The sequence below is a fragment of the Pseudomonas sp. P106(2024) genome (assembly GCF_057480815.1).
Window position 1 is genome coordinate 125,355 of sequence record NZ_JBLIYU010000005.1, and the last position, 23,449, is coordinate 148,803.

At 67.1% G+C, this 23,449-nt stretch carries 18 protein-coding genes; 13 read left to right on the forward strand and 5 right to left on the reverse strand.

Annotation, left to right across the window (positions count from 1 at the left end; all coding sequences use genetic code 11):
- Positions 1-48: 48 nt before the first annotated feature.
- Both basC and AC25M7_RS10990 read right to left on the reverse strand, forming a co-directional pair.
- Entirely contained in the window at positions 49-1,368 is a 1,320-nt protein-coding gene (gene basC, locus AC25M7_RS10985) for a putative histamine N-monooxygenase (protein ID WP_486971045.1), read from the reverse strand.
- Between the two features lie 61 nt (positions 1,369-1,429).
- Positions 1,430-5,716, reverse strand: a complete 4,287-nt coding sequence (locus AC25M7_RS10990) for an amino acid adenylation domain-containing protein (RefSeq protein ID WP_486971046.1) — start codon at positions 5,714-5,716, stop codon at positions 1,430-1,432.
- 129 nt (positions 5,717-5,845) lie between these two features.
- Between AC25M7_RS10990 and AC25M7_RS10995 the strand changes: the two genes are divergently transcribed.
- From AC25M7_RS10995 to AC25M7_RS11025, 7 genes are all read left to right on the forward strand, one after another.
- The gene (locus tag AC25M7_RS10995; RefSeq protein WP_186599994.1) at positions 5,846-7,018 is read left to right on the forward strand and encodes an isochorismate synthase; all 1,173 of its coding nucleotides are present in this window, start codon (positions 5,846-5,848) and stop codon (positions 7,016-7,018) included.
- Between the two features lie 26 nt (positions 7,019-7,044).
- A complete protein-coding gene (locus AC25M7_RS11000; RefSeq protein WP_486971047.1) occupies positions 7,045-8,646 on the forward strand; it encodes a (2,3-dihydroxybenzoyl)adenylate synthase in 1,602 nt (533 codons plus the stop codon).
- 17 nt (positions 8,647-8,663) lie between these two features.
- On the forward strand, positions 8,664-9,530 hold the full coding sequence (locus AC25M7_RS11005) for an isochorismatase (protein ID WP_486971048.1): 867 nt from the start codon (positions 8,664-8,666) through the stop codon (positions 9,528-9,530).
- On the forward strand, positions 9,497-10,279 hold the full coding sequence (gene dhbA, locus AC25M7_RS11010; protein WP_425048715.1) for a 2,3-dihydro-2,3-dihydroxybenzoate dehydrogenase: 783 nt from the start codon (positions 9,497-9,499) through the stop codon (positions 10,277-10,279). The genes AC25M7_RS11005 and dhbA overlap by 34 nt, the downstream gene beginning before the upstream one ends.
- A gap of 80 nt (positions 10,280-10,359) precedes the next feature.
- Positions 10,360-11,643 (forward strand): histidine decarboxylase, encoded by a 1,284-nt coding sequence (locus AC25M7_RS11015; RefSeq protein WP_083242108.1) that lies wholly within the window; start codon positions 10,360-10,362, stop codon positions 11,641-11,643.
- A gap of 420 nt (positions 11,644-12,063) precedes the next feature.
- A complete protein-coding gene (locus AC25M7_RS11020) occupies positions 12,064-13,131 on the forward strand; it encodes a GNAT family N-acetyltransferase (RefSeq protein ID WP_088852803.1) in 1,068 nt (355 codons plus the stop codon).
- A 19-nt stretch (positions 13,132-13,150) separates the two neighbouring features.
- Positions 13,151-14,134, forward strand: coding sequence for a fatty acid desaturase family protein (locus tag AC25M7_RS11025; protein WP_028688876.1), 984 nt, complete (start codon positions 13,151-13,153; stop codon positions 14,132-14,134).
- A 162-nt stretch (positions 14,135-14,296) separates the two neighbouring features.
- Here the strand turns inward: AC25M7_RS11025 and AC25M7_RS11030 are convergent, their stop codons facing one another.
- From AC25M7_RS11030 to paaY, 3 genes are all read right to left on the reverse strand, one after another.
- A complete protein-coding gene (locus tag AC25M7_RS11030) occupies positions 14,297-15,220 on the reverse strand; it encodes an RHS repeat-associated core domain-containing protein (RefSeq protein WP_307941581.1) in 924 nt (307 codons plus the stop codon).
- 76 nt (positions 15,221-15,296) lie between these two features.
- The gene (gene paaX, locus AC25M7_RS11035; protein WP_325927049.1) at positions 15,297-16,220 is read right to left on the reverse strand and encodes a phenylacetic acid degradation operon negative regulatory protein PaaX; all 924 of its coding nucleotides are present in this window, start codon (positions 16,218-16,220) and stop codon (positions 15,297-15,299) included.
- Between the two features lie 59 nt (positions 16,221-16,279).
- Entirely contained in the window at positions 16,280-16,879 is a 600-nt protein-coding gene (gene paaY / locus AC25M7_RS11040; protein ID WP_197866465.1) for a phenylacetic acid degradation protein PaaY, read from the reverse strand.
- 340 nt (positions 16,880-17,219) lie between these two features.
- Between paaY and paaF the strand changes: the two genes are divergently transcribed.
- The 6 genes from paaF (at position 17,220) to paaK (ending at position 23,408) form a co-directional block, all read left to right on the forward strand.
- Complete coding sequence (gene paaF / locus AC25M7_RS11045) at positions 17,220-17,993, forward strand: 2,3-dehydroadipyl-CoA hydratase PaaF (protein ID WP_182324324.1); 774 nt, start codon at positions 17,220-17,222, stop codon at positions 17,991-17,993.
- 31 nt (positions 17,994-18,024) lie between these two features.
- Positions 18,025-18,819: a 2-(1,2-epoxy-1,2-dihydrophenyl)acetyl-CoA isomerase PaaG gene (gene paaG, locus AC25M7_RS11050; RefSeq protein WP_486971049.1), complete on the forward strand. Its 795-nt coding sequence runs from the start codon at positions 18,025-18,027 to the stop codon at positions 18,817-18,819.
- 2 nt (positions 18,820-18,821) lie between these two features.
- The gene (gene paaH / locus AC25M7_RS11055) at positions 18,822-20,339 is read left to right on the forward strand and encodes a 3-hydroxyacyl-CoA dehydrogenase PaaH (RefSeq protein ID WP_486971050.1); all 1,518 of its coding nucleotides are present in this window, start codon (positions 18,822-18,824) and stop codon (positions 20,337-20,339) included.
- Positions 20,332-20,781, forward strand: coding sequence for a hydroxyphenylacetyl-CoA thioesterase PaaI (gene paaI, locus AC25M7_RS11060; protein ID WP_028688882.1), 450 nt, complete (start codon positions 20,332-20,334; stop codon positions 20,779-20,781). Before paaH ends, paaI begins: the two co-directional genes overlap by 8 nt.
- Positions 20,774-21,994, forward strand: a complete 1,221-nt coding sequence (gene pcaF / locus AC25M7_RS11065; protein ID WP_282599057.1) for a 3-oxoadipyl-CoA thiolase — start codon at positions 20,774-20,776, stop codon at positions 21,992-21,994. Before paaI ends, pcaF begins: the two co-directional genes overlap by 8 nt.
- A gap of 94 nt (positions 21,995-22,088) precedes the next feature.
- Entirely contained in the window at positions 22,089-23,408 is a 1,320-nt protein-coding gene (gene paaK / locus AC25M7_RS11070) for a phenylacetate--CoA ligase PaaK (protein ID WP_050705733.1), read from the forward strand.
- The last annotated feature ends 41 nt before the right edge of the window (positions 23,409-23,449 follow it).

Sequence of the window (23,449 nt, forward strand, 5' to 3'; positions counted from 1 at the left end):
CTCCCACGCAGTCCGATTTAAATCAGGGCTGCGAAGCAGCCCCATCGTTCAACCCTGCGGCAACCCATAGCGCTGGAACGACGACCGCTGCGGCACCCGATACTGCGCCCGGCCCAGCAACTGGTTGAGGATCACCGCATTGCGCACCGGCCCCAGCCCCAGGTCCGGCGAGCCGACGCCATGCTGGAAGATCTCCGCATTCTGCACGAACACCCGGCCACTGCCGCCATCGCAGCGCTGCGCGGTGAAATCCTCGCCGACGATGCAGTCGCCGTGCGCGTCGGTGGCCAGCACCGTGCCCTTGAGCTGCTCGAACCACTGCGGCCAGGCATGGGCATAGCCGGTCGCCGCGACGATCGCATCGGTGTCCAGGGTCGCTCGCTGGTCCAGTTGGCGGTGACGGAAGGTCATGCGCAAGCCCGCCGAGCCCAGGTCCTCGACCGTCTCCACCTCGCAGCTGGACAGCAGCGTCAGCCCTGGCTCGCGCCCGCCGATGGAGCGTTCGTAGATCAGGTCGTAGATCGCGCCGATGGTGGAGAAACTGATGCCTTTGTACAGCAGGCCCTGCTCGGCCACGATCTCGCGGCGCTTGTCCCGGTCGAGGGTGTGGAAGTAGTTCATATAGGCCGGGGTGAAGCATTCCTGGCCGAGCTTGGAGTACTCCATGGGATGGAAGCCCCCTGAACGGGTGATCCAGTGGATCGACGCCCCCGCCTCCACCTGCTCCGGCGTCAACGCATTGAACAAGGCCAGCACGCACTCCGCCGCGCTCTGCCCGGAGCCGACCACCACCACGCGCCGGCACTGCTCCAGTTCCCCCTGGCGCTTGCCGAACTCCGCCGAGTGCAGCACCGGCGCCTGGCTGCGGGTGCGCGCCCAGGCTGGCAGCCACGGCCGGGTGCCGAGGCCGATGGCCAGGTCCCGGCTGCTGTAGCGCCGCTCCAGGCCCGACACCGACACGCTGTCGATGACGAAGCGCTCGCTGCCGCCATCGTAGCGCACGCCGGTGACCTCTTCGCCGAAGTGGCAGGTCGGCAACTGGCGCGCGGCCCAGCGGCAATAGTGATCGTATTCACGCCGGGGCACCTGGAAGTGGTCGTAGTAGTAGAACTGGAACAAGCGGTCGTGCTGGTGCAGGTAGTTGAGGTAGCTCAACGGGTGGCACGGGTCGGCCAGGGTCACAAGATCCGCGAGGAACGGCACCTGCAAGGTGGTGCCCGGCAGCAGCAGGCCCTCGTGCCAGCGAAATTCCGCCTTGCGCTCAAGGAACGCGCAGCGCAGGTCCGGGTGGCGCGACAGCAGCGCGGCCAAGCCCAGGTTGAACGGTCCGATGCCGATGCCGGCGATGTCTACGGTTGCTATGTCCATATGCTCGATGATTTCCCAAAAACTACGGATGGCGCCCCGGGCCGGGCCCAGGGCGGTTGATTCAGGCAGGTGTGGCGGCAAGCAGGCGCTCGACGTCTTCGACCGTGCGGCACGCCAACAACTGTGCGGGCGACAAGCGCACCGCGAAGGCTTCGCCCAGTCGTGCCGCCAGGGGCTTGAGGTGCTGCGGCCGCAGGCCCATGGCGAGGAAGTCCCGGGCCGGCTGCGTGACGCCGAGCACCTGCTGATAGATCGCCAGCACCTGGGCGCAACGCTGCGGGTCACTGGGCGTCGCTGCCGGCGGCTGCTCGGTTTCGCCTTCCAGCAACGTGCGGGCTCGGCGGCGGTCCGGCTTGCCATTGGCCGTCAACGGCAACTCGGCCACCTCGACGAAGTGCGTGGGCACATGGGATTGCGCCAGCAACGCCCGGGCATGCTCGCGTAGCGCCACGGCGCCGGGTGGCGCGTCGTGGCGGCGCACATAGAGGGCGCCGATGCAGGCCTCGCCCTGTTGCGTATCGCCATAGTCCACCACCAGCACCTGCTGCACCGCCGGATGGCGGATCAGCTCGATCTCGACGTCCGGCAGCGATACGCGCACACCGCGCACCTTCACATAGCCATTGACCCGGCTGTCGAACAGCAGCACCCCGTCCTCGCGGTAGCGACCTCGATCGCCGGTACGGAAGGCCCGTACCGATGTACCCTGCTCGTCGAGCACGCTGACGAAGTCGTTCTGCACCAGCTCACCTTCCTGCAGGTAGCCCAGGGCCAGGCCCACGCCACTGGTGTGGATACGCCCGGCGACGCCCTGCGGGCAATGCTCGCCGTGTTCGTCCAGCAGCCAGTAGCGGTTGCCCGGCAATGGGCGTCCATAGGGCACCCTGGCGCGGTCCTGGTCGCCGATCTCGTGCCAGATGCTCCAGATGGTGGTCTCGGTCGGCCCGCCCAGGGACACCAGCCGCGCCGCCGGCAACAGCTCGCGCAATTCGGCGATCACCGCCGGCTTGATGTAGTCGCCGCCCTGGGCCAGCAGGCGCAGGCTGCGCAAGCCATCGCCCTGGCGGCAGGCCAGGAGCATTTCGAGGATGGCCGGCACCGAGCACCACAGGCTCACGCCGTGCCGCCTGACCAGCTGGTTCCAGCGCAGCGCGTCCTTTTCCTCGCCGGGCTCGGGCAGCACCAGCGCCGCCCCGGCGCAGAGGCTGCCGAACACGTCGAACACCGACATGTCGTGGTGCAGCGGGGTCACCGAGATGAACACGTCATCACGGCTGACCTGCCACTGCGCCAGGGTGCTGCCGATGACGTTGGCCGTGGCGCGGTTGTTCAGCACCACGCACTTGGGCTTGCCGGTGGTGCCGGAGGTGTAGAGGTAGTAGGCCGGCGCGGTGCTGACCGACAACGCCGCCAGGCCTGTCAGGTCCAGGGCGGCCGGCGGGCTGGCCAGCAGTGGCGCGGCGCTATCGACCACCAGCGCCGGCTGGCAGTTGTCCAGCAGGTAGCGCAGGCGCTCTTCGGGCGCTGCCGCGTCGATCGGCACCCAGACCAGCCCGCTCAGGGCGCAGGCCAGGGTCGTCATGCTGTGCTCGGGGCCGCGCGGCAGGCAGATCGCGACCACCTGGCCAGGCTGCAGGCCCCGGGCCTTGAATGCCTGGGCGATGCGGGCGACGCCCTCGCCCAGTTCGGCGTAGCTGATCCGCCGCTCGCCGTGCAGCAAGGCGATGCGTCCGCTGTCCGGGCCGAACAGGTTGTGGGCGATGCGGCCGAGGAAATCGACAGGTGCGGCCTGCGCCTCGCTGCTGTTGAGGCGGTAGTGGCCAAGGTCGATGAACTGCCGTGCCTGGACTTCGAACGCGCCCTGCCCGGCCAGTTGCGCCACCGCCTGGCCAAAGGCTGCGAGCAACTGCCCGACCCAGCGGCCATCGACCGCTTCGCGGGCATAGTCGATCTCGAACGCCAAGCCGCCCTCGGCGGTGTTGCAGAAACGGATGTCCATGGCCACCTGGGGCGTCTGGGTCAGGCCCGCGCTCAAGGTCATCGGACCATCGAGCGCGCCCACCGGCCAGGACAGGCCATTGGTCAACACCACCGGCAATGCCGGGCCCGGGCCGTTGCTGTCGTACAGCAGGCGGGCCAGGTCCACGCCGGAAAACGCCAGGTGCTGCAGGCCCTCCAGCACATCGGCCTGCAGGCGCTTGGCGCGCTCGGCGAACGTGGGCAGTTTGTGTTGCCAGTCGAGGGCGATGAAGCTGGAACGGTTGGCGAACGCGCCGTCCTGGGGCGGCGCCACCGGCACCGCCACGCACAGGCTGCCCTCGTCGAGCCAGTGGCCGAGCACTTCTAGTACCACGGCCATGATCGTCGAGTTCTTGAACAACCCCTCGCGTGCGCCGGCGCGGCTCAATGCCTTGAACGCCGGGGCCGGGATCACTTGACGCTGGCGTGCGTATCGGGCCACGCCGACCTTGTCCAGGGCGCAGCGCCACGGTAGCCGTGGCGCGCCATCGATCTCGGCCAGCTTTGACTTCCAATACTCGGTATCGGCCTTGCGCACCTCGCTCTGGTCGTCGACAGCCGCCGTCGGCTCGCTGGTGGTCAGCGGCTGGCAGTGCCCGTCGAACAGTTCGACCATCAGGGTGGCGATGGCGCGTCCATCGAGGATCAGCGCATCGAAGCGCACGAACACCACCAGCTCGCCCTGCGGCAGCTGGAAGGCGGTGACATTCCAGGGCGGTCCAGCCAGGTCGAACAGCGCGTGGGCATAGGCCTCGCGACGGACCTCGAGCTGCGCCTGGGCTTGCTCACCCGTCAACGCGCGCAGGTCGATCACCTCCAGGTTGACCTGCACCTGGTCGCTCAACGACTGGGTCAGTGCCTGGGCATCGATGCGGGTGCGCAGGCTGTCGTGGCGGCGCACCATGTCCGTGAGGCGGCTGCGCAGCAGCGCCAGGTCCATGTGCCCGCGGTATTCGCGAAACTCCTGCATGGCCACGCCGCCCAGCGGCAAATGCTCGCCACGCCCCAGCAGGTAGGCCTGCTGCAGGGCGTTCAAAGGGCGATCCCGGCTGGCCGCGATCGTCAAAGGCTGGTGCAGCGCGCCCATGTCGGCAGCCACCGCGACGGCCAGGGCAATGAAGCGCTCGAACAGTGCCTGGACCCAATCCGCCGGCAGTGCGTCCAGGCGCACATCCCAGTTGACCAGCAGGCCGCCATCGACCTGGGCCACCTGCGCGTCCAGCGCCACCTGCGGACCCTGGGAGATCACCCAGTCCATCGGCCCGAACACCTGGCCCACGCGCTCGGAGAACAGCTCGCCACCGGGCAGGTCCAGCCCTGCGGTGAACACCACCGGCGCCAGTTGCGGCGTGCCGTGATGGCGCGACAGGTCGCGCATCAGGTCCACGCCTGGATAGGCGCTGTGCGCCAGGCGTTCGACCAATTGCCGGTGCAGGTCCTGGCACAGCGCGGCAAGGCTGGCGACGCCGGTGAAGTTGACATCGACCAGCACCAGGTTGGCGAACTCGCCGACGATCCGTTGCACCGGTTCCAGCACCGGCTCGCGCCAGAACACCGGCACGTTCAGGCGCAGGCGGCGGTCCCCGGTGTGCTCTCCCAGGGCGGTGGCGAACAGCCCGAGCAGCAACGCCGACGAAGTGATCCGCTGCGCCCGCGCCGCCTGTTGCAAGGCGCGGTACTGCTCGGGTTCGAGCCGGGCGGCAAAGCGCTCGCTGCGCGCCGGGCCCGGGGCAAGCAAGGGCAACGTCGGCGCCGGGGCGATCTGCGCCAGGCGTGCCCGCCACCAGGCCCGGTCGCGGCTGCGAGCGTCGCGCAGGTCGGCATCGGCACGCACCTGGTCCAGCCAGTCGAAGTAGCTCGGCGTGGTCGGCAGCACGGTTTCAGGGGTGTCGTACAGCCGGGCCAGGTCTTCCATCAGCACCCGGAAGCTGGACGGGTCCACCGCAATCATGTCGGTGTCCACGTGTAGCCGAGCGGCATTGCCCGGCAACAGGCTCAGGCCGAAGCGCGCACCCTGGCCAGTACTCAGGTCCAGGCGCTGGTGGCTCCACTGGCGGCGTCTCTCCAGTAGGCGTCGCTCCACGGCTGGACCGTCCAGATCGCTGAAATCCTCCAGCTCCAGTTGGGGGCGCAGCGTCTCGTCGATGCTCTGCCGTCCCTGTCCGTCGATGCGCAGCTTGAGCATCGGGTGTGCCCGGTACAGCCCCTCAAGTGCGACTTCAAGGCGCGCCACATCGATGGCCTGGCCATCGAACTCGGCATACAGGTGAGCGCTGACGCCACCCAGTGCCGCATGTGCATCCCGCCCGATCCAACAGGCGGCCTGCATCGAAGTTAACTCTCTCATCGCTTACCCGCGTAGTTGACAAATCCATGTGTTTCGCGTCCTCATATTTACTAACGAGAATGATTATATTTCAAGGTTTTCTTTCTCACCCATCGGCCAAGGAGGCTACCCATGAAGACAGGCACCCTGCGTTTGCAAGACAGGGACACCGTGCCGCTCAGCCAAGAGGACTCGAGCTTTTCATTCACATCCGGCGACCGCGAGCTGAGCGTCAGCGGCCTGCGTGAGCGGATCGACACCCCGGCCCACGGCAGCCACCTGGCCGGCGGCGCGCTGCGGCGCAGCATCGACCAGGCCTTCGAGCGCGCCCGCCAGGCCGGGCAGGACAACCCGATCGTGGTCGGCGCCATCCCCTTCGACACCACCCAGGCATCCAGTCTGTACGTTCCCCAGGCCTATGCCTGGCAGCAACGCACCGCGGCGCCCGCCCAGGCCGGCGCGCTGCCGGCGCTGCTCAGCCAGTCCAACATTCCCGACGAACACGGTTTCAAGCGCGCCGTGCGCCATGCCATCGTCAACTTCCAGCACAGCGATGTGCGCAAGGCCGTGCTTTCGGTGCAGCGCGAACTGCACTTCGCCGCGCCCGTGGACCCGGCACAGGTGCAGGCCAACCTCAAGGCGCTGAACCGCGAGGGCTACCACTTCCGCGTGCCCCTGGCCGATGGCGGCACCTTGCTGGGGGTGAGCCCGGAGCTGCTGGTGCACAAGCAAGGCACGGCCTTCGTCAGCAACCCGCTGGCCGGCTCGGTGCGGCGCATGGCCGACCCCGAGGCGGATCGCGCCAGTGCGCAATGGCTGGCAGCATCCGAGAAGGATCACTACGAGCACCGCCTGGTCACCGAGGACATCGCCCAGCGCGTCGGCGAACTGTGCAGCCGCCTGCAGGTCCCCGAGCGGCCGTCGCTGATCAGCACCGCCGCGCTGTGGCACCTGTCCACCCGCATCGAGGGCGAACTGGCCACGGCCGATATCGACGCCCTGCAACTGGCCTGCCGCCTGCACCCGACCCCCGCCGTATGCGGCTACCCCACCGAGCGGGCTCGGCAACTGATCCGCTTCGTCGAGCCCTTCGAGCGCGGCCTGTTCACCGGCATGGTCGGGTGGTGCGACGCCCAGGGCAACGGCGAGTGGGTGGTGACCATCCGCTGCGGCACCTTCAGCGGCCAGCGCGTGCGCCTGTTCGCCGGCGCCGGCATCGTCGAGGCCTCCAGCCCCGATACCGAATGGAACGAAGTGCAGACCAAGCTCGGCACCATGCTGCGTGCCTGCGGCCTGGACCATTGACCTCAAACCCGCTTTCCGAGATGCCCATGACCATCGAATTCACCCCCTGGCCCGCAGACCGGGCGCAGCGCTATCGCGCCGCCGGCTACTGGAACGACCAGCCGCTCAGCCAACTGCTGATCGAGCGCGCCGCCGCGCAGCCACAGGCCCCGGCGATCCTCTGCGGCGAACGCTACATCAGCTACGGCGAACTGGACCGGCGCGCTTCCAACCTGGCCTCGCGCCTGGCCGCCCACGGCCTCGGCCAGGGCGACACGGCACTGGTGCAGTTGCCCAACGTCGCCGAGTTCTACATCGTGCTGTTTGCCCTGTTCAAGGCCGGCATCGCCCCGGTCAACGCGCTCTACAGCCACCGCCAGCACGAGCTGGGCGCCTTCGCCCGGCAGATCCACCCCGCCTTGCTGATTGCCTCGGCCGAGCATGAGGTGTTCCGCAACGACGCGTTCCTCGACGACCTGGCCAAGGAAGGCCTGCGTCCGAAGCTGACGTTGATGCTCGATGCTCTCGACGAATGGAGCGCCAGCGCCGATGTGCGCGGCACCCACTACGCGCCCAGCCCGGCCGGCGAAGTGGCGCTGTTCCAGCTGTCCGGCGGCAGCACCGGCACCCCCAAGCTGATCCCGCGCACCCACAACGACTACGCCTACAGCGTGCGGGCCAGCGCGCAGATCTGCGCCCTGGACAGCGCCACGCGCTTTCTCTGCGCCCTGCCCGCCGCGCACAACTACACCCTCAGCTCCCCCGGCGGCCTGGGCGTGCTGCACGCCGGCGGCTGCATCGTCATGGCGGCCAACCCGGAGCCGCTCAACTGCTTCGCCCTGATCGAGCGCCACGCGGTGACCATGGCCGCCCTGGTGCCCAGCGCCGTGGCCCTGTGGCTGCAGGCCGCGCCCGGGCACGCGGCCAAGCTGCGCAGCCTGCGCCTGCTGCAGGTCGGCGGTGCGAGCTTCGCCGAGGCCCTGGCCCGCCAGGTCCCCGAGGTATTGGGCTGCCGCCTGCAACAGGTGTTCGGCATGGCCGAGGGCCTGGTCAACTACACCCGCCTGGACGATAGCGACGAGCAGGTGTTCACCACCCAGGGCCGGCCGATCAGCGAGCTGGACGAAGTGCGCATCCTCGACGAACAGGGCCAGCCGGTCGCCGACGGCGAGCCAGGCATGCTCGCCACCCGTGGCCCCTACACCTTCTGCGGCTACTACCAAAGCCCCGAGCACAACACCCAGGTGTTCGACCAGGACGGCTTCTACCACTCCGGCGACATCGTCCAGCGCAACGCCGATGGCAACCTGCGAGTGGTCGGGCGGGTCAAGGACCAGATCAACCGCGGCGGCGAGAAGGTCGCCTCGGAGGAGATCGAGAACCTGATCGTCATGCACCCGGACGTGACCCATGCCGCCCTGGTGGCGCTGCCCGACGACCTGCTCGGCGAGAAAAGCTGCGCCTTCATCGTCTCGCGCAACCCGCAGCTCAAGCCGATCGCCCTGCGCCGCCACCTGATGGGCCTGGGTATCGCCGAATACAAGCTCCCGGACCGGATCCGGCTGATCGACGCCATGCCGCTGACCGCGGTGGGCAAGATCGACAAGAAGCAACTGCGCGCGCTGCTCGCCGTCGCCCAGACCGCCTGACCGTCCAAGGACCCGACATGACCATTCCAACCATCCACGACTATGCCATGCCGCTGCGGGCCAGCTACCCGGCCAACAAGACCCAATGGCAACCCGACCCGGCCCGCGCCGTGCTGCTGATCCACGACATGCAGCGCTACTTCCTGCGCTTCTACCAACCCGACGGCGCCCTGCTCACCGCCCTGGTGGACAACCTGTCGCGGCTGATCCACTGGGCCCGCGAGCAGGGCATCCCTGTGGTCTACACCGCCCAGCCCCATGAACAGCCGCCCGAGGACCGCGCCCTGCTCAACGCCATGTGGGGCCCGGGCTTGCCGGCGGCCAGCCCCGAGCAGCAATCGATCATCGACGCCCTGGCGCCGCAGCCGGGCGACACGGTGCTGACCAAGTGGCGCTACAGCGCCTTCCAGCGCTCCGACCTGCTCGAGCGCATGCGCACCTGGCAACGCGACCAGCTGCTGATCGGCGGCGTGTACGCCCATATCGGCTGCATGATCACCGCCGCCGACGCCTTCATGAACGATATCCAGGCGTTCCTGGTGGGCGATGCGGTGGCCGACTTCTCCGAGGAAGAGCACCGCCTGGCCCTGAAGTACGTCGCCACCCGCTGCGGCCATGTCACCGACACCATCGCCCTGTTGACCCAACCCGCGGGCGAGACCACACGCGACTGGCTGCATGGCCGGGTGCGCCAGATGATCGAGGACGACAGCGACCTTGACCCGCAGGAAAGCCTGATCTTCTACGGCCTGGACTCGCTGCAGGTGATGAAGCTGGCCGCCGAGCTCAAGCAGCGCGGCATCGCCGTCAGCTTCGAGGAGCTGGCCAACGCGCCGACCCTGGATGGCTGGTGGTCGCTGATGCAAGCGCGGGGGGCCGCCTGATGGCCATGGCCCGCTTCACCGGCCGGCGCGTGCTGGTCACCGGCGCCGCCAGCGGCATCGGTCGCTGCGTGGCGCAGCAGTTTCTCGAGGAAGGCGCCGAGGTCATCGGCCTGGACTGCGAGGAGGCCGACGTGCCCTTCGCGCTGCTGCATGTCGACCTGACCGATCCGGCCGACGTGCAACGGGTCTGCGACCGCCTCAAGGAGCAGGCGCAGTACCTCGACGTGCTGGTCAATGTCGCCGGCGTGCTGCGCCTGGGGCGCAGCGACGAGGTGTCCTGCGAAGACTGGCAGCGCTGCCTGGATGTCAACGTGAGCGCGCCGTTCTACCTGATGCGCCAGTGGACCCCGGTGTTCCGCCGCCAGCGCCGCGGCGCCATCGTCAACGTCGCCTCCAACGCCGCCCACGTGCCGCGCCTGAACATGGCCGCCTACTGCACCTCCAAGGCCGCACTGGTCAGCCTGAGCCACTGCGTGGGCCTGGAGCTGGCGCCCTACGGCGTGCGCTGCAACGTGGTTTCTCCAGGCTCGACGCGCACGCCGATGCTCGCCGGCATGCTCGGCGACCCGGCGGGCGAACGCCAGCTGGTCGACGGCCTGCCTGGGCAGTACAAGCTCGGCGTGCCGCTGGGCAAGATCGCCACGCCCGACGACATCGCCAATGTAGTGCTGTTCCTGGCCTCGGAGCAGGCCGGGCACGTGACCCTGCAGGATATCGTGGTCGACGGCGGCGCCACCCTGGCCGCCTGAGCCTGATGCGGCACTGACAAGGACTTTCACCCGCACCGCGCTCGGCCCTGGCCGGCCGAGCGCGCACCATGGAGCTGGACATGACATTCTCACCCGCCGACCACAAGCGTCTCGAGGCCTTCTGGCAGTACTGCCTTACCCACCAGTACTTTAATGTCGGCTACCCCGAGTCGGCCGACTTCGACTACAGCCTGCTGCACCGCTTCATGCGCTTTTCCATCAACAACTGCGGCGACTGGAACGAGCCCAGCAACTACCTGCTCAACTCCTTCGACTTCGAGCGCGAGGTAATGCGCTTCTTCGCCGAGTTGTTCCACATCCCATTCGAGGACAGCTGGGGCTATGTCACCAACGGCGGCACCGAAGGCAACATGTTCGGCTGCTACCTGGCCCGCGAGCTGTTTCCCGACGCCACCCTCTACTACTCCAAGGACACCCACTACTCGGTGGCCAAGATCGTCCGCCTGCTGCGCATCAAGGCCCAGGTGGTGGAATCCCAGGCCAACGGCGAAATGGACTACGACGACCTGGTCGCGCGAATCACCGCCGACGGTGAACGCCACCCGATCATCTTCGCCAATATCGGCACCACCCTGCGCGGCGCCACCGACAACATCGCCACCATTCAGCAGCGCCTGGCCCAGGCCGGCATCCGCCGCGAGGACTACTACCTGCATGCCGACGCGGCCCTCAGCGGCATGATCCTGCCCTTCGTCGATACCCCCGAGCCCTACTCGTTCGCCGACGGCATCGACTCGATCTGCGTCTCCGGGCACAAGATGATCGGCTCGCCGATGCCCTGCGGCATCGTCGTGGCCTGGCGCCACAACGTCGAGCGCATTTCGGTGGAAATCGACTACATCAGTGCCCGCGACCAGACCATCAGCGGCTCGCGCAACGGCCACACGCCACTGATGATGTGGGCCGCATTGTGCAGCCGGTCGCGGGAGGACTGGCGCGCACGCATCCAGCGCTGCCTGGACCTGGCCCAACATGCGGTGGACCGGCTGCGGGCGGCCGGCATCGAGGCCTGGCGCAACCCCAACTCGATCACCGTGGTGTTCCCCTGCCCCTCGGCCAGCGTGTGGAAACGCCATTGCCTGGCCACCTCGGGCGACACCGCGCACCTGATCACCACCGCCCACCACCAGGACAGCACGCAGATCGACGCGCTGCTCGACGAGCTGATCGCCGACCTCAAGGCCCGCACCCGATACCCGCTGCAGGCGCCCCTGGTGGAGGGCCTGGGCAGTCGTACCCGGGTCTACAGCACGGCAGGACATCCTCGGCCGGAGCCGCTGCCGGGCCATCCCAGACTCGCACGTGACAGCGGCCTTGCCCGCCTCAAGGGCAGCGATATCTGAACACCGAGTCGTCTTTACAGCCATTTACATGTAAGCCTGTTCCTACAGCGTGTTGCTCCGGGACCTGGCGTACCGAAAAACAGGGGCGGGCCTGCCCGCCCCCTCGGCACCTTGACCGCACAACACGTTGCAGTCTCCTGCCGATGGCCGTTTGACGGCCCATCGCGTGACTCTATAGTCCGTTTCCTGGCAGCGCCAAGGAGTTGCGCTGGCCTTGGACAAGAACCCGCCATGTACAGGAGTCGCATGATGGCCATGCTCACGGATGACGCACTCTCGCCTCACCCTTCACACACATCACCCAGCCGCGCCGACCTGCGACGACATCTCCGTCACTGACCCCAGCCCCGCCACGTGCCCGTGACCTGCCCTGGGCGGTCACTGCCTTCGTTCGCCTTCAACAAAGACAAAAGGTGCGTCATGACTGCGACCCGTTCGCCGCAAACGGCCGTTGCGCCGTTGCCGGAAACCGAAACACTGCGCTGTCGCCCGGCCAGCCCAGCCGATATCGAAGCCCTCGCCGCGCTGTTCCAGCAGGTCTATGGGCAGACCACCCACCCTTGCCAGAGCCCGGACTATATCCGTCACTCGCTGCGCAGCGGGCAGCAGCAGTGGTTTGTCGCCCAGGCCCAGGGCCAACTGCTCGGATGCTGCTGCATCGCCCGCCGCCCCTGGAACCGCTCGTGGGAAGTCTGCCACGGGGTGATCCACCCCGATGCACGCAGGACCGGCGCCATCTCCAGCCTGATCCGCCTCGGTTTCGAGACCCACCGGCCCGAACCCATGGAGCTGGGCTTCTACATCACCCGCAACATCGCAAGCCACAGCGTCATGAACAAGATCCGCCCCGCCGTGCTGGTGGGGCATGACGGCGGCCCGGACACGGTCGACGGCCTGCGCGAATATCACCTGACCGCCATCCAGCCGGTGCTCCAGGCCGGCTTTGTCCATGTGGCGCCCTGGTACGTGACCGCTCGCGCCGCCGAATTCGTCCGCCGCCTGCTTTACCCCGCCCTGCGGCTCGGCGTCACTCCCGGCAGCTACCCGGACACCTTTCTGAGCGGTCCCACCGGCGCCGAACGCCATGGCCAGCTCAGCTACACCCACGATCCCCAGGTCGGCGCGCTGATGCTGTCGGGCCAGTGCGGTCGCTACCTGTCAAGCCAAGCTGTGCTGGCGGAGCTGGGCGCGCTGCTGCGCCAACATGCGCAGGCGGAGTACGTCAGCCTGGTGATCCTGGCAGACAAGCTGGAGCTGCTGGCCAGCCTGCGCCGCCTGGGTTTTGCCATCACCGCCTACCTGCCGGCCTGGCACCTGGAGAACGGCGTGCGCTACGACTGCATCCAGCTGGTGTTCCAGGACTTCGCCGTGCCCCCGCGCAGCCACGGCTTCGACGACGACATCGCCCGATTCGACCTGGCCTACGCGCACCTGGCCAACAACCTTTGCAGCCTTCCCGCCGACCCGGCTTCCCGGGCCGCCAGCTAACCGATCGGAGTTTTTGCAAGTGACCAAGGACCAATGGCTTAGTGTAAGAAAACAGATCCCCGACGGCGCCCGGGAGCCCTGGACCGTGATGCTCTGGGTCGCCGACCTGCTGTTGTTGGCGGTGGCCTGGAACCTGTGGCTCGCCGACTCCACCGCCTTGCAGTTGCTGGGCCTGGCGCTGGCAGGCCTGGCCACCGTGCAGCTCTACCTGATCATGCACGAGGCGACCCACGGCGCCGCCTCGGCCAACCGTCGGCTCAACGATTTCATCGGCCACTGCGACGGCTGGCTGATCGCCTTGCCGTTCCTGGTCCGCCGGCGCTTCCACATGGCACACCACACCTGGACCGCGCACCCGGTGAACGACCCGGAGAACCGCGGCATGATCGAGCGCTTCTCGGTGATGACGAAAAAACAGGAGCGCACCCTGGAGTTCGTCTGGAAGCACTGGATCCCGATGATCGCCGCCAACCATTTCCTGCTCAACTGGCGCGCGCCGTTCATTGCCCGGGCCAAGGGCGACAGTTCGCCGAGGATTCTCAAGGAGATCCGCTTCGCCCGCCTGTACCTGGCCGGTTACCTGGCGGCGGCCGTGCTGGCCTGGAGCCTGGGGCACCTGCTGGACCTGGTGCTGTTCTACGGGATCACCTGGGTGTTCCTGTTCTTCATGGTCGAGCTGCTCAACCTGCCCCACCACGCCGAGGCGCCGTTGCTGCCAAGGGACGCCGACCGCCTGCAGTTCTGGGAGCAGGACGGCGTGTCCCATGACTGCAAGGACCTGCCGCTGTGGTCGCGCTATGTGATCCTCAATTTCAACCTGCACATCGTCCACCACGCCTTCCCCTCGGTGCCGTGGTACCGGTTGGCCCAGGTGCAGAAGCTGCTGAGCGAGCATGAGGTTGGCCATGCGCCGTCGCAGACCCATGAGTGGGCGTTCGCGGTGAAGAACCGACGGCGGCCGTTGTTGCAGCTGATGGGGCATTTCTTCGATCAGCGGGGTTGACGTGATCGCCTCTCTATGGGGGAAGCATTGCGTTCAAGGTGCTCGAAGGTGTAAGGGCAGTGGCTGTGAGATCGAGCGCAGCCCGGTGCATCGCCGGCAGGCGCCCCTGCTGGAAGCACTACGCCCCCATGCACTCAGCTATTCACGAGAGAATGCTGCCAATTACAAACGAATGTCCAATTGGGTCAGGACGGCCCCGTACATGTTTTTGAAAACTGAAGGCCTGTTGGAGGAAATGTTGCCGCGGCAATGCAGGCAATCGACAGACGTGTAAACATGCCCGGAGGCATCGAGTTCATCCAAGAGTTCGCTCAGAGCTATTGGTTTGTTGATAAGCGCAACGTCCACTCCCGACGCCTTGGCCATACGCTCTACCGACATTCTGAAAGGTACTCTTTCATAATCCTTGATAGGCTCGGCAGAGCCCTTGTTCGGCACCAGTTCAAGCAACTCGTAGTTTCCAACACGTTTTCCTGATTGGTAGCTCTGAACTACGGGCCGATTACCCTTTATGAACGATGGTATCGATTTCACACTCGCCGGATCATTATTAACCACGGCAGTGAATCCATTTTGGGTAAAGAAATTGATCTCGGCATTCCACGGAGCTACGAAATTTGCAGGTGCTTGGTAGCCTGACGCCATGGGACCAGCCACCCGCTTGCCATGTGAAAGTACTTTCAGTTTTCCGCTAACTGCTCCCCCTCCTGCGTACAGGCTGTAGGAGCCAGGCACATGACCGCTCGGATCGATCCGATTGACTGGATCCCCACCACAGTACGCATAGGCATTGACTCCACCGGCACCAAACGGGCTGAAGCTGTCAGGTGAGCCAAAGCGCATGAGCCGAGGGTTGTAATGCCTATAGCCGTTACCTAGCAAATAGACACCCGCATTCGTCTCACAATACTGGCCGGTGAAGCCGAGCCGGGCGGCGCTCTGACTATTGTCGCCATAGCCGGTGTATCGATTTGGCTGGTCATTGGAGAGCAGGATCGAACCTTGCCGATCTGTGGCCAGAATCGAGGAGATGCTATGGGGGTGCCGCCACCGTGCCCGACTCATATTAGAAGTGCCGCCTGCCATGAATACGCAGGCAATCCTTGCAACGGATCGCAATGCCGGCAACTGGCAGAATTACCAGGTCGCCAACGCCCTCAATTCAACCAAGCCCACCAAAGCGCTTGAAGTAGCTCTCGTTGGCATCCGGCAAAGGCCCATCCGCCGTCTCCAGCGCGCTGGCCAGGTACTCCTCCGCCCTGCCCTGCACCAGCCGGTACAGGTTGCGGCACAACTGCCGGGCCGCGCGCCCTTCCCAATCCCCCGGCAACAACTCGTCCGGCAGTTGCGGATCACGCAACAACAGGCGGCGGTATTCGTGGATCAGCAGCGTGCGCGCCAGGAAGCAGTCCTGCGGGCTCGGCGCCTCGAGGTCCTTCATGGCTTGCCACAGTGGGCGGAACAGGCGGATGAACTCGCTGTAGTGCTGGCCCAGTTCCTCGATGTTCCAGCTTTCCCGCACCTGGGCGCGCAGGGCCTTGGAGGCCAGTACTTCCTGGGCGAGGGTTTCGAAGACGATGCAGTCGTCCTCGGCGTCCTGCTCGCGCAGGGTCGCGGCGAGGTCGGCACGGTCGGTGCGCGGACAGCCCAGCAGGTTCGTGCCCATGGCGCCAAAGCCCTGCCATTCGAGTTCCTCGCGCACGGCCTTGCGCTTGCCGGCGTCGAGTTGCGACAGCAGCACCAGGGTCCAGGCGCCGTTCCAGGCCGGTAGGCTGGCGCTGTAGACGCGCTTGAAGGCTTTCTCGAAACGCCGCCGGCCGGTGCCGGTAAGGCTGTAGTAGCTGCGCCGGCCGACCTTCTCGGCGGTCAGCCAGCCTTCCTTGGTCAGGCGGAAGATCGAGGTACGGATCAGCCGTTCATTGATGCCCATCGGTTCCAGCAGGTTGATCAGGCTGCCCAGCCAGACCGTGCCGCCATGGGGTTCGATGGCATCGCCATAGAGGGTAATGATCAGGGAGCTGGCGCGGATCGGCGTCTGCTCCTGGAAACGGGTGATCAGGTGATTCAGGGGGGCAAGGCTGCTCATGGGGGAACGAGGCGCGGCTAAAGCCTCGACTATACCTGCCTGCCGCGACCGCGCAAGGCTCATGCACCGCCCTCGGCCTTGGGCCTGAAGCCGGAGTCGCCCATGCGTGGGCGGTCGGCTTCGGGCGCGGTCAGCGGCGGGCACTCCACCAGCGCGGTCATGCAGCGCCGGGCCAGGCTGTGGTATTCGGCGGTGCCGCGCTGTTTCCAGGCCAGCTCCTGGTCGCTGAGCGGGCGCTTGACCTCGGCCGGCGCGCCAACCACCAGGCTTTGCTCCGGGCAGGTGAACCCCGCCTTGACGAAGGCCGTGGCGGCAACGATGCAGCGTGGGGCGATATACGCGCCGTCCATGACCACCGCGTTCATGCCGACCAAGGCGTCCTCGCCTATCCGACAACCGTGCAGCACCGCGCCATGGCCGATATGGCCGTTGCGCTCGACCAGCGTGTCGCCGCCGGGGAAACCGTGCATCACGCAGGTGTCCTGCAGGTTCGCGCCCTCTTCCAGGATGATTCGCCCGAAATCGCCGCGCAACGAGGCCAAAGGGCCGATGTAGCAGTTGGGGCCGACCAGCACGTCGCCGATCAGCACGGCGCTGGGGTGTACATAGGCGCTGGGATGAACCACTGGGGTGAGGCCGTCGAGGCGATAGCAGGGCATGGGCTGGGGGCTCGATATGATTCAGAAGATATGGCGATCCTGTATCAGATCAAATCACTTAGTCAATGCCTTGCTGGTGTATCGCTTTCTTCACAAAGCTTCAGGACAGTGATGACCTAATCGCTGGGTAAGCCAGCGCCTACAAATAGCTACAACGGTGAGGCAGCGTGGGAGCGGGCTTGCCCGCGATAGCGTCACCCATCTCAAATAAAGATACGCGATTACAATTTCAATGTTGATTTTACGTATCGCTTTGTACATATACTTATCCCAGCACCACGAACAATTCCAAGAAAAGCCGGCCCCAGCCGGCGCCGAACGTGCAGCCTGAGGTACCCCCATGCCAAGCAACCTCATCGTGCAGGCCCCGGCGGACGGCGTCCGTCTGATCACCCTGCACCGCCCGCAAGCCCTCAACGCCCTGAACACGGCGCTGCTGGAAGAGCTGGCCGCAGAACTGGACGCCGCCGACCAGGATCCAGAGATCCGCGCCGTGGTCATCACCGGCAGCCGCAAGGCCTTCGCCGCCGGCGCCGACATCAACGAAATGGCCCAGCGCGACCTGGTTGGCATCCTCAACGATCCGCGCGTGGCCCACTGGCAGCGCATCGCCGGCTTTGGCAAACCGCTGATCGCCGCCGTCAACGGCTTTGCCCTGGGCGGCGGCTGCGAACTGGTGATGTGCGCCGACATCGTCATCGCCGGCAGCGACGCCCGTTTCGGCCAACCGGAAATCAACCTCGGCATCATCCCCGGCGCTGGCGGCACCCAGCGCCTGCTGCGCGCCGTGGGCAAGCCGCTGGCCATGCAGATGGTCCTCGGCGGCGAAGCCATTGATGCCCGTCATGCCCTACAGGCAGGCCTGGTCGGCGAAGTCACCCAGCCCGAACTCACCGTAGAGCGCGCCCTGCAGGTGGCCGCCACCATCGCCGCCAAGGCACCGCTGGCGGTGCGCCTGGCCAAGGAGGCGCTGCTCAAGGCCCAGGACATGGACCTGGCCTGCGGCCTGCGCTTCGAACGCCACGCCTTCACCCTGCTGGCCGGCACCGCCGACCGCGACGAGGGTATCCGCGCCTTCCAGGCCAAACGCCCGGCCCGATTCCAAGGGCTGTAAGCCTTCCACCGACTGACGGAGCGAGCCAGTCATGTCCTTCCAGCACATCCTGTTTTCCATTGGCGACGACGGCGTCGCCCTGCTTTCGCTGAATCGGCCCGAGCAGCTCAACAGCTTCAACAGCGCCATGCACCTGGAAGTGCGCGAGGCGCTGAAGCAGGTGCGCCAGAGCGAAACCGCCCGGGTACTGCTGCTGACCGGCGAAGGCCGTGGCTTCTGCGCAGGCCAGGACCTGGCCGACCGCAACGTCGCGCCCGACGCGGAGCTACCGGACCTCGGTCAGTCCATCGAACAGTTCTACAACCCGCTGGTGCGCAGCCTGCGCGACCTGCCGCTGCCGGTGATCTGCGCGGTCAACGGCGTGGCCGCCGGTGCTGGCGCCAACCTGCCGCTGGCCTGCGACCTGGTGCTGGCGGCGCGCTCGGCAAGCTTCATCCAGGCGTTCTGCAAGATCGGCCTGGTGCCGGACTCCGGCGGCACCTGGCTACTGCCGCGCTTGATCGGCCTGGCCCGGGCCAAGGCGCTGGCCATGCTGGGCGAGCGGCTGAGCGCCGAACAAGCCGAGCAATGGGGGCTGATCCACCGGGTGGTGGACGATGCCGCGTTGCGCGACGAGGCGCTCAAGCTCGCCCGCCACCTGGCGACCCAGCCCACCTATGGCCTGGCCCTGATCAAGCGCGCCCTCAACCAGAGCTTCGACAACCGCTTCGACGAACAGCTGGAATTGGAGCGGGACCTGCAACACCTGGCCGGGCGCAGCGAGGACTACCGCGAGGGCGTCGGCGCCTTCATGAACAAACGCACACCTGTGTTCAAGGGGCGCTGACCATGGCCGCACTCGACAATCATGCCCTGGTGGCGGTGATCGGCGCTGGCGCCATGGGGGCCGGCATCGCCCAGGTGGCGGCCCAGGCCGGCCACCCGGTATGCCTCTATGACAACCGCCCCGGCGCCGCTGCGCAGGCCATCGAGGGTATCGACCGGCAGCTCGGCCGGCTAGTGGAAAAAGGCAGGCTCACCCCTGACAACCGCAGTGCCATCCGCGCTCGCCTGCAACCGATCGACAGCCTCGACGACCTGGCCGATGCCCGCCTGGTGATCGAGGCCATCGTCGAAAGCCTGCCGATCAAGCAAGAATTGCTGCGCCAACTTGAAGCCCGGTGCGCCGACGACTGCATCCTGGCCAGCAACACCTCTTCGCTGTCGATCACCAGCCTTGCCGCCGGGCTCCGGCACCCGCAACGGGTGATCGGCATGCACTTCTTCAACCCGGCACCGCTGATGGCGCTGGTGGAGGTCGTGTCCGGGCTGGCCACGGCGCCGACACTGGCGCCCACCCTGTACGACACCGCCCGGAACTGGGGCAAGCAACCGGTGCACACCCGTTCGACGCCGGGCTTTATCGTCAACCGCGTGGCTCGGCCCTTCTACGCCGAAAGCCTGCGCCTGCTACAGGAGGGGGCCGCCGACTGCGCCACCCTCGATGCCCTGCTGCGCGACGCCGGAGGCTTTCGCATGGGCGCCTTCGAGCTGACCGACCTGATCGGCCATGACGTCAACTACGCGGTGACCTGCTCGGTGTTCGAGGCGTTCTATGGCGATTTCCGCTTCCAGCCATCGCTGGTGCAAAAAGAGCTGGTCGACGCCGGGCGCCTCGGGCGCAAGACCGGCCAGGGCTTCTATAGCTATGCCGAAGGCGCCGAGCGGCCACAGGCCGCGACAATCACCAGCCAGGCGCCTGTCGAGCGCTGCACCGTGGAAGGTGACCTCGGCGTCCTGCAGCCCCTGGTCGAGCGCCTGCGCGCCAAGGGTATCGGCGTCACCGAGCGCGCTGGCAGCGGCCTGCTGCGGGTAGGGGACGCCACCCTGGCGCTGTCCGATGGCCGCCTGGCCAGCCAGCGCGCCCGCGAGGACGGCTTGCGCAACCTGGTGCTGCTGGACCTGGCCCTGGACTACGCCAACGCCACGCGCCTGGCCATCAGCCACGGCGCCGAGTGCAGTGCCGAGGCCCTGGACCAGGCCGTCGCCCTGCTCGCCCGGGCCGGGCTGAGCGTCTGTCCGGTGGCCGACCTGCCCGGCCTGGTGGTGCTGCGCACCGTGGCGATGCTCGCCAACGAGGCCGCCGACGCCGTGCTGCAGGGCGTCGGCACGCCCGGCGACATCGACCTGGCCATGCGCGCCGGGGTCAACTACCCGCGCGGCCCGCTGGCCTGGGCCGACGACCTGGGTGTCGGTTTCACCCTGGACGTACTCGACAACCTGCAACGCAGCTACGGCGAGGAGCGTTACCGCCCGTCACTGCTGCTGCGCCGCACTCACGCCGAAGGAGGCCGTCTGCATGGCTGAACAATCCGCACACACCCTGGCCCGCGCCTGTGCCCAGGCCATGTTCGCCCGCGACGCCGCCAGCCAGGGCCTGGGCATCGAGCTGCTCGACGCCGGCCCCGGCAGCGCCCGACTGGGCATGCGCGTGCGCGCCGACATGCTCCAGGGCCACGGCACTTGCCACGGCGGCTACCTGTTCGCCCTGGCCGACTCGGCCTTCGCCTTCGCCTGCAACAGCTACGATGAAGCGGCCGTGGCCCTGGGTTGCAGCATCGACTATGTGGCGCCGGCACGCCTGGGCGATCAGTTGCTGGCCACCGCCGACGAGCAGAGCCGCAAGGGCCGCACCGGCAACTACGACGTGCGCATCGAGAACCAGCAGGGCGAGCTGATCGCCCTGTTCCACGGCAAATCCTACAAAGTGCGCGGCACCGTGCTGTCGCCGGAGACTTCAAATGACTGACGCCAGCCTGCCTCACGCACTGATTATCGATGCCGTGCGCACCCCTATCGGCCGCTACGGCGGCGCCCTGGCGAGCGTGCGCCCCGACGACCTCGCCGCGGTGCCGATCAAGGCGCTGATGGCGCGCCATCCCGAGCTGGACTGGGCGGCCGTGGACGATGTGATCCTCGGCTGCGCCAACCAGGCCGGCGAAGACAACCGCAACGTCGCGCGCATGGCCGGCCTGCTGGCCGGGTTGCCGATCGAGGTGCCCGGCACCACGATCAACCGCCTGTGCGGCTCGGGCCTGGACGCCATCGGCAACGCCGCCCGCGCCCTGCGCTGCGGCGAGGCCGGGCTGATGCTGGCCGGCGGCGTCGAATCGATGTCGCGGGCGCCCTTCGTCATGGGCAAGTCGGAACAGGCCTTCGGTCGCAGCGCGCAGCTGTTCGACACCACCATCGGCTGGCGCTTCGTCAACCCGCTGATGCAGGCGCAATACGGCATCGACTCGATGCCCGAGACCGCCGAGAACGTCGCCGAGCGTTTCGCCATCTCCCGCGAGGACCAGGACGCCTTTGCCCTGCGCAGCCAGCTCAAGGCCGCCGCCGCCCAGGCCGATGGCCGCCTGGCCCGGGAGATCGTCGCGGTGGATATCCCCCAACGAAAAGGCCCGGCCAAGCGCGTCGAGCACGACGAACATCCTCGGGGCGACACCACCCTTGAGCAACTGGCGCGCCTGGGCACGCCGTTCCGCGACGGTGGCAGCGTCACCGCCGGCAATGCCTCGGGGGTCAACGACGGCGCCTGCGCCCTGCTCCTGGCCAGCCCCGCGGCAGCCCGGCTACATGGCCTCAAGGCTCGCGGCCGGGTCCTTGGCCTCGCCGTGGCGGGCGTCGAGCCGCGACTGATGGGCATCGGCCCGGTGCCAGCCACCCGCAAGGTGCTGGAACTGACCGGCCTGTCCCTGGCCGACATGGACGTGATCGAACTCAACGAAGCCTTCGCCGCCCAGGGCCTGGCCGTGCTGCGCGAGCTGGGCCTGGCCGACGACGATCCCCGGGTCAACCCCAACGGCGGCGCCATCGCCCTGGGTCACCCGCTGGGCATGAGCGGCGCACGGCTGGTCACCACCGCCCTGTACCAGCTGGAGCAGACCGGCGGCCGCTACGCCCTGTGCACCATGTGCATCGGCGTCGGCCAGGGCATCGCCCTTGTGCTCGAACGCCTCTGATCAGCCGCCAGAGACGCCACGCGACGCGGGCAGTATGCTGCCTGCCATGACACTCAGGGCTTCGGCCCACGACAAGAACAACTCGAGTGAAACCATGAACCTCTACCACGATGCCGACCGCGCCCTGCTCGACCCGATGGAAACCGCCAGCCTCGACGCGCTGCGCCAGCACCAGCTGGAACGCCTGCGCTGGAGCCTGAACCACGCCTACGCCAACGTGCCGCTGTATCGCCAGCGCTTCGACGCCTGCGGCGCCCACCCCGATGACCTGAAGTCGCTGGACGACCTGGCGAAGTTCCCCTTCACCGGCAAGAATGACCTGCGCGACAACTACCCCTACGGCATGTTCGCCGTGCCCCAGGACCAGGTGGTGCGCCTGCATGCCTCCAGCGGCACCACCGGCAAGCCGACGGTGGTCGGCTACACCCAGAACGACATCGACACCTGGGCCAACGTGGTGGCGCGCTCGATCCGCGCCGCCGGCGGGCGCCGCGGCGACAAGGTACATGTGTCCTACGGCTACGGCCTGTTCACCGGCGGCCTGGGCGCGCACTACGGCGCCGAGCGCCTGGGCTGCACGGTGATCCCCATGTCCGGCGGCCAGACCGAGAAGCAGGTGCAGCTGATCCGCGACTTCCAGCCGGACATCATCATGGTCACGCCCTCGTACATGCTCAACCTGGCCGACGAGATCGAGCGCCAGGGCATCGACCCGCACGACCTCAAGCTGCGCCTGGGCATCTTCGGCGCCGAACCCTGGACCGACGAACTGCGCCGCTCCATCGAGCAGCGCCTGGGCATCGATGCGCTGGACATCTACGGGCTATCGGAAATCATGGGCCCGGGCGTGGCCATGGAATGCCTTGAGACCAAGGACGGCCCGACCATCTGGGAGGACCACTTCTACCCCGAGATTATCGACCCGGTCAGCGGCGACGTGCTGCCGGACGGCCAGCTTGGCGAGCTGGTGTTCACCTCGTTGAGCAAGGAGGCATTGCCCATGGTGCGCTACCGCACCCGCGACCTGACCCGCTTGCTGCCCGGCACGGCACGGCCGATGCGGCGCATCGGCAAGATCACCGGGCGCAGCGACGACATGCTGATCATCCGCGGGGTCAATGTGTTCCCGACGCAGATCGAGGAGCAGGTACTTAAGATAAAACAGCTTTCAGAGCTTTATGAGATCCATCTGTATCGCAATGGAAACCTCGACAGCGTCGAGGTGCATGTGGAACTGCGCAGCGACAGCCAGTACCTCGACGAGGGGCAGCGCAAGCAGGTGGTGGGCGAGCTGGCGCGGCAGATCAAGACCTATATCGGTATCAGCACGCAGATCCAGTTGCAGCCTTGCGGCACGCTGAAGCGTTCGGAGGGCAAGGCTTGTCATGTGTATGACAAGCGACTTGCTGGCTGACGGCAGCGCTGAGAATGGAGCCCCGGCATGGTCCGGGGCTT

Coding starts and splice junctions, on each gene's coding strand:
- paaY (WP_197866465.1), bottom strand. CDS start 16,879: ATGCCCTGCTATCGCCTCGACGGCCTCACCCCAGTGGTTCATCCCAGC.
- paaX (WP_325927049.1), bottom strand. CDS start 16,220: ATGAGCAGCCTTGCCCCCCTGAATCACCTGATCACCCGTTTCCAGGAG.
- AC25M7_RS10995 (WP_186599994.1), top strand. CDS start 5,846: ATGAAGACAGGCACCCTGCGTTTGCAAGACAGGGACACCGTGCCGCTC.
- paaG (WP_486971049.1), top strand. CDS start 18,025: ATGTCCTTCCAGCACATCCTGTTTTCCATTGGCGACGACGGCGTCGCC.
- AC25M7_RS11005 (WP_486971048.1), top strand. CDS start 8,664: ATGACCATTCCAACCATCCACGACTATGCCATGCCGCTGCGGGCCAGC.
- basC (WP_486971045.1), bottom strand. CDS start 1,368: ATGGACATAGCAACCGTAGACATCGCCGGCATCGGCATCGGACCGTTC.
- AC25M7_RS11015 (WP_083242108.1), top strand. CDS start 10,360: ATGACATTCTCACCCGCCGACCACAAGCGTCTCGAGGCCTTCTGGCAG.
- pcaF (WP_282599057.1), top strand. CDS start 20,774: ATGACTGACGCCAGCCTGCCTCACGCACTGATTATCGATGCCGTGCGC.
- paaH (WP_486971050.1), top strand. CDS start 18,822: ATGGCCGCACTCGACAATCATGCCCTGGTGGCGGTGATCGGCGCTGGC.
- paaI (WP_028688882.1), top strand. CDS start 20,332: ATGGCTGAACAATCCGCACACACCCTGGCCCGCGCCTGTGCCCAGGCC.
- AC25M7_RS11020 (WP_088852803.1), top strand. CDS start 12,064: ATGACTGCGACCCGTTCGCCGCAAACGGCCGTTGCGCCGTTGCCGGAA.
- AC25M7_RS11000 (WP_486971047.1), top strand. CDS start 7,045: ATGACCATCGAATTCACCCCCTGGCCCGCAGACCGGGCGCAGCGCTAT.
- AC25M7_RS11030 (WP_307941581.1), bottom strand. CDS start 15,220: ATGGCAGGCGGCACTTCTAATATGAGTCGGGCACGGTGGCGGCACCCC.
- paaF (WP_182324324.1), top strand. CDS start 17,220: ATGCCAAGCAACCTCATCGTGCAGGCCCCGGCGGACGGCGTCCGTCTG.
- AC25M7_RS10990 (WP_486971046.1), bottom strand. CDS start 5,716: ATGCAGGCCGCCTGTTGGATCGGGCGGGATGCACATGCGGCACTGGGT.
- paaK (WP_050705733.1), top strand. CDS start 22,089: ATGAACCTCTACCACGATGCCGACCGCGCCCTGCTCGACCCGATGGAA.